At 74.1% G+C, this 4,643-nt stretch carries 4 protein-coding genes and 1 pseudogene; 4 read left to right on the forward strand and 1 reads right to left on the reverse strand.

Annotated elements, in window-relative coordinates:
• Positions 1-209 (forward strand): annotated as a pseudogene (locus PYV61_RS21245) (hypothetical protein); the annotation flags it as partial.
• Between the two features lie 197 nt (positions 210-406).
• Here the strand turns inward: PYV61_RS21245 and PYV61_RS21250 are convergent.
• Positions 407-1,642 carry an MFS transporter gene (locus PYV61_RS21250; protein ID WP_275835410.1) on the reverse strand — a complete coding sequence of 412 codons (1,236 nt, stop codon included), beginning with the start codon at positions 1,640-1,642 and terminating at the stop codon, positions 407-409.
• 113 nt (positions 1,643-1,755) lie between these two features.
• Here PYV61_RS21250 and PYV61_RS21255 point away from each other — a divergent pair, with 113 nt between their 5' ends.
• The 3 genes from PYV61_RS21255 to PYV61_RS21265 form a co-directional block, all read left to right on the forward strand.
• Complete coding sequence (locus PYV61_RS21255; protein WP_275835412.1) at positions 1,756-3,036, forward strand: VWA domain-containing protein; 1,281 nt, start codon at positions 1,756-1,758, stop codon at positions 3,034-3,036.
• Between the two features lie 20 nt (positions 3,037-3,056).
• Positions 3,057-3,824 carry an A/G-specific adenine glycosylase gene (locus PYV61_RS21260; RefSeq protein WP_275835414.1) on the forward strand — a complete coding sequence of 256 codons (768 nt, stop codon included), beginning with the start codon at positions 3,057-3,059 and terminating at the stop codon, positions 3,822-3,824.
• An 11-nt stretch (positions 3,825-3,835) separates the two neighbouring features.
• Positions 3,836-4,643, forward strand: an 808-nt coding sequence (locus PYV61_RS21265; protein ID WP_275835416.1) for a hypothetical protein, incomplete at its 3' end; no start/stop codon positions are given.

The following is a 4,643-nucleotide window of genomic DNA, read 5'->3' on the forward strand; positions in this document are numbered from 1 at the left end:
TGCGCGAGGTGCTCGCCCCCGCGGCCGCGGCGCAGCGCGTGGACGACGTTGAACGCGAACGCTCGGCGCTGGTGCGGCGCCGCTGGGGGCGCGAGCTGCTCGACCCGGCGCACTACGACCTGTGCGTCAACACCGCGCGCCTCGGCCTCGACGCAGCGGCGGCGCTGGTCGCGCGCGCCGCCGCCGAGCGCCTGCCGCGCCCGCGCTAGATCAGCACTCGATCTCGTCGGCGGGCGGGCTCTCGTGCGCGTACCCGGACCCCGGTGGCCGGCGAGCCGAGCGCGGAGCGCCGAGCGCGGCGTCATCCTCGGCGCTCGGCGCCCGGCGCTCACGCCGCGAGCCGCCGGCGCCCGGAGGACCGCGCGGAGGGCCGCCCTCTCACGTGAACTCGACGAGGTCTCGCCGGTCAGTCGGCGGCGGCCGGCGTCGGCTGCCCCAGGCGCGCGACCTCGGGGTGGCGCGCGAACACCCAGAGCGCGTAGGCGAGCATGAGCGCCGCCCCGCCGCCGATCGCCCAGTCGACGCCGAGCGCGCGCGCGACCGCGCCGCCGGCGAAGGCGCCGACCACCTGCGCCATCCCGACCACCACGAACGAGTACGCGGCCATGAGCCGGCCGCGCAGCGCGTCGGGGACGATCGCCTGCAGCAGCGCGTTGGAGAGCGCGCCGTTGAGGATCATCGCGAAGCCGATGGCCAGCAGCAGCGGGAGCGCGAGCCACGCCGCGCGCACGAACGCGAACGCGAAGAGCAGCGCCGAGAAGCCGAACGACGCGGCGACCAGGAGCCGCCCGCGCGGCACCCGCGGCCCCACGGCGGCCAGCGACAGCGCGCCGATCAGCCCCCCGATCCCGACGGCCGCCAGCAGCGTGCCGTAGCCGCCGGCGTCGAGCCCGAGGCGGTCGCGCGCCATGACCGGCATGAGCGTCAGGTACGGCGTGCCGAGGACGCTGAAGACGAGCACCACGCCCATCAGCGTGCGGACCTCGCGCGTCCGCCACATGTAGGCGAACCCCTCGCGCAGCCCCTCGATCGCCGAGCCGGTGGGGGCCGGGCGGTCGCTGGCCGGGAGGCGCACGAGGAACAGCCCCCACAGCACCGCCACGTAGCTCAGCGCGTTGACGCCGAAGCACCACGCGATCCCGAGCTGCGAGATGACCAGCGCGCCGATCGCGGGCCCGACGATGCGCGCCAGGTTGAAGCCGCTGGAGTTGAGTGCGATCGCCTCGGCGAGGTCCTCGCGTCCCACCAGGTCGATGATCAGCGACTGGCGGGCGGGGATCTCGAAGGCGCTGCAGACGCCGTAGACGAAGGCGAGGGCGAGCAGCGCCTGGATGGTGACGTTCCCCGTCACGGTGAGCGCCCAGAGCGTGGCCGCCTCGGCGAGCATCAGCGCCTGCATCAGCTTGACCACGCGCAGCCGGTCGGCGCGGTCGACGTAGACGCCGGCGACGAACGAGAGCAGCAGGATCGGCAGGGAGCCGACCGAGGCCACCAGGCCGACGAGGAAGGCGTTGTTGGTCAGCTCGAGCGCCAGCCACCCCTGGGCCATCGTCTGCATCCAGGTGCCGACGAGCGAGAGCGTCTGCCCGACCCAGAAGAGGCGGAAGTTCCGGTGGCGGACGAGGGTGCGGAACGGGTTCAAGCGGGCGCGGCGGGCGGTGGGACGGCGCCGGGCACCTTCCGGCGCACCTCGGCGGTTCTCATAGTGTACTCGGGGGGAGAACCCTGCCCCGGACCCGCGCCCTCGTCGTCCCGATGCGCTTCCACACGTACACGAAGTACAGCCCCGAGCTGGCCGACGCCGTCGACCTGCAGTCGCTGCTCGACAAGCTCGCCGACTTCCTGCTCGACTCGGGGTTCGCCGGCGGGCCGCACCACCACCCCTTCTGGGGCGACTTCGGCGACGAGCAGGACCGCTCGATGGACGCGCTGCGCCAGGCGATCCTCGACGCGCTGCTCGAGAGCGGGCAGTTCACCCCCGAGATGCTCGAGGCGCTGCGCGGCGACGGCGACGAGGACGCGAACGCCAGGCTCGCCGAGCTCCTCGACCAGATCGTCCAGCGGCTCACTCAGGAGGGCTACCTCTCGACGAGCGCGCCCCCGCAGATGCCGGCCGGCCAGCAGCCGGTGACCGGCAAGGGGTCGCTCGGGCAGGCGGCCAGCAAGGACGTGCAGTTCAACCTGACCGACAAGGGGATCGACTTCCTCGGCTTCAAGACGCTGCGCGGGCTCCTCGGCTCGTTCGGCAAGTCGAGCGTCGGCAGCCACGACACGCCGTACCTCGCCACCGGGATCGAGGCCGACGGGTACACGAAGCCGTACGAGTTCGGCGACGTCCTGAACCTCGACGTCAACGAGACGCTCAAGAACGCGCTCGCCCGCACCGGGTCGCTCGACGTCCCGATGGACATCGACTACCCCGACCTCGCGGTGCGGCAGGCGGAGTACCGGTCGAGCTGCGCGACGGTGCTGATGCTCGACACGTCGCACTCGATGATCCTCTACGGCGAGGACCGCTTCACCCCCGCCAAGAAGGTCGCGCTCGCGCTGACGCACCTGATCCGCACGCAGTTCCCGGGCGACTCGATCCGCGTCGTGCTGTTCCACGACTCGGCGGAGGAGATCCCGATGGCGCGGCTGGCGCACGCGCAGGTGGGCCCGTACCACACGAACACCGCCGAGGGGCTGAAGCTCGCGCGGCGCATCCTGCAGGCGCAGAAGAAGGACATGCGGCAGATCGTCATGATCACCGACGGCAAGCCGAGCGCGCTGACGATGCCGAACGGGCAGATCTACAAGAACTCGATGGGGCTCGACGCGCACGTGCTGGGCGAGACGCTGCGCGAGGTCGCCGACTGCCGGCGCGCCGGGATCATGATCAACACCTTCATGCTGGCGCGCGACCGGGCGCTGGTGGAGTTCGTGAAGCGGGTGAGCGAGATCGCGCGCGGGAAGGCGTACTTCACGAACACGATGTCGCTCGGCCAGTTCGTGCTGATGGACTTCCTGCGCAAGAAGACCCGGCGCGTGAGCTGAGGCGCGGCTAGACTTCGCGCGTGCCCCGCCGCGCCGCCCCCGCCCCGCCTCCGCACGACCTCGACCCCGCGCGCGCCCGGGCCTTCGGGCACCGGCTGCGCGCCTGGTTCCGCCGCCACGGGCGCGACCTGCCCTGGCGGCGGACGCGCGACCCGTACCGCATCCTCGTCTCGGAGCTGATGCTCCAGCAGACGCAGGTCGTGCGGGTGGTCGACTACTACGCGCGCTTCCTCGACCGCTTCCCGACGCTGCGGCACGTCGCCGAGGCGCGCCCCGACGAGGTCACCGACGCCTGGGCGGGGCTCGGCTACTACGCGCGGGCCCGTAACCTCCACGCGCTGGCGCGGCACGTGACGGCCGACGGCGGGCCGGGGGCGATCCCGGCCGACCCGGCGGCGCTGCGGGCGCTCCCGGGGGTGGGGGCGTACACGGCCGGGGCGGTCGCGTCGTTCGCCTACGAGCGGCGAGCGGCGCTGGTGGACACGAACGTCGCGCGGGTGCTGCAGCGCGCGTTCGCGCCGGAGCTGGACCCCAAGCGGCCGCGCGACCTCACCCGGCTCTGGCGGATGGCCGAGGCGCTGGTGCCGCGGACGGGGGCGGCGGCGTGGACGCAGAACCAGGCGCTGATGGAGCTGGGGGCGCTGGTGTGCACGGCGCGGGTGGCGCGGTGCGGGGCGTGCCCGGTGCGCGGCGTCTGCGCCACCTACGCGCGCGGCGCCGCCGGGGGGGCTCCCCTGCCCGTGGAACGGCGGGCGGCCCCGCGGGCCCGGGCGCCCCGGCCCCGCTAGATTCCGCCGCGATGCGCACCCTCCTCATCTGCCACCACGACGCGCGGTTCGACCGCGAGGGGCTCGCCGCGTGGCTGGCCTCGTGGTCCGACCTCGCGGGGGTCGTCGTCCTGCGCGAGACCGCGGAGCGCCAGCGCAAGCGCGTGCGCCGCGAGCTGGAGCGCGTCGGGCCGCTGCGGTTCCTCGACGTGCTGGCGTTCCGGCTCCACTACCGCCTCACGCAGGCGGCCGCCGACACGCGGTGGGAGGACGAGGCGCTCGCCGGGATGGCCGCGCGCTTCGGCCCCGCGCCCGCCGGCACGCCGGTGCTCGAGACGACGAGCCCCAACACGCCCGAGGCGCAGGCGTTCATCGCCCGGTGCGCGCCGACGGTGATGATCGCGCGCTGCAAGACGCTGCTGGCGGAGCGCATCTTCTCGATCCCGACGCACGGGACGTACGTGCTGCACCCGGGCGTCTGCCCCGAGTACCGCAACGCGCACGGGGGCTTCTGGGCGCTCGCCAACGACGACCTCGACAAGGTCGGCGTGTCGCTGCTGCGCATCGACCGGGGCGTCGACACCGGGCCGGTGTTCGGTTACTTCGGCTACGCGTACGACGAGGCGCGCGAGTCGCACATCGTCATCCAGCAGCGCTGCGTGGCCGAGAACCTCGACGCGATCGCGGAGCGGCTGCGGCGCGTCGTGGCCGGCGAGGCGACGCCGGTCGACACGCGCGGGCGGCCGTCGGGCGAGTGGGGGCAGCCGTGGATGACGCGCTGGCTGCGCTGGCGGCGGAAGGCGCGCGCGCGCGCCGCCCGCTCGGCGGCGCCCGTCGGCC

Source organism: Roseisolibacter sp. H3M3-2 (assembly GCF_029211165.1).
Taxonomy (GTDB): domain Bacteria; phylum Gemmatimonadota; class Gemmatimonadetes; order Gemmatimonadales; family Gemmatimonadaceae; genus Roseisolibacter.

What these genes read in the sequence shown, in the direction of transcription:
- PYV61_RS21255 (WP_275835412.1), top strand. Translation starts at nt 1,756, where the DNA reads ATGCGCTTCCACACGTACACGAAGTACAGCCCCGAGCTGGCCGACGCC.